The 678-nt window shown below is 49.6% G+C and carries 2 protein-coding genes; both read right to left on the bottom strand.

What is annotated here, in order from left to right:
• Window positions 1–98 precede the first annotated feature (98 nt).
• Window positions 99–437: a hypothetical protein gene (locus tag AC1DWI_RS25525; RefSeq protein ID WP_477669004.1), complete on the bottom strand. Its 339-nt coding sequence runs from the start codon at window positions 435–437 to the stop codon at window positions 99–101.
• Between the two features lie 49 nt (window positions 438–486).
• A partial coding sequence (locus AC1DWI_RS25520; RefSeq protein ID WP_477726233.1) for a hypothetical protein occupies window positions 487–678 on the bottom strand: 192 nt, incomplete at its 5' end.

The following is a 678-nucleotide window of genomic DNA, read 5'->3' as shown; positions in this document are numbered from 1 at the left end:
GACGATACGCGGAGAGCTGGTTGATCATCTACTTGCGCTCTTGCGGCCTGCGATCTCCATTGCCGCTCCTGTGGCGAATGGTGTCCACGCAGCCCGTTTCAGATCACGCTCGAAAATCCTGTATCCCCGCGGTCCAGTGGATCCACCTCAACGTCATAGATCTGGGTGATTCTCCAGCGCGAGTCTTCATAACCCGCCTGGCCGAGGATCTTCACAAGGAAGGAGCTGCGTTGCTTCTCTGCCTGAAGTGTTATTTCGCAGAAGAAGTCGAGCTTCGTGGGGCCATCGGGAAGTGCTCCAAGAAGTTGATAGCCAGCCCGGTTGAACCGGTCCTTGTTCTCTCGCTGAAGTAATTTTTCAACTTCAGGGGCAATGAGAACTGCGGCGGTGATGTGGTCGATGAGTCCATCGACCACCACCTGCGGGTTTATTTTCATGTTGTATGTGAACTCTTCTAGGAATCTCCCTGATTATCGATCTTTAGTATTACATTGAGCCGCAATTGTTGTAACCAGTCTCTAGTTGGTACGGTATTTTGTTTTCAATAATTTCATCAATTCCAATAGAAAATTCGTTGGAAATCAACGTTTTCGTTAAGCGCCAAATCCCGGCAATAGATTGCAGGCTCTCGTGCCCGACCTCTTTACCTTGGTGACAGCTTTGTCGTTTGAGAATGTG

Source organism: Polaromonas sp. P3_C2 (assembly GCF_056402675.1).
This window is presented reverse-complemented; position numbering and strand designations above follow the sequence as displayed.

Coding starts and splice junctions, on each gene's coding strand:
- AC1DWI_RS25525 (WP_477669004.1), bottom strand. CDS start 437: ATGAAAATAAACCCGCAGGTGGTGGTCGATGGACTCATCGACCACATC.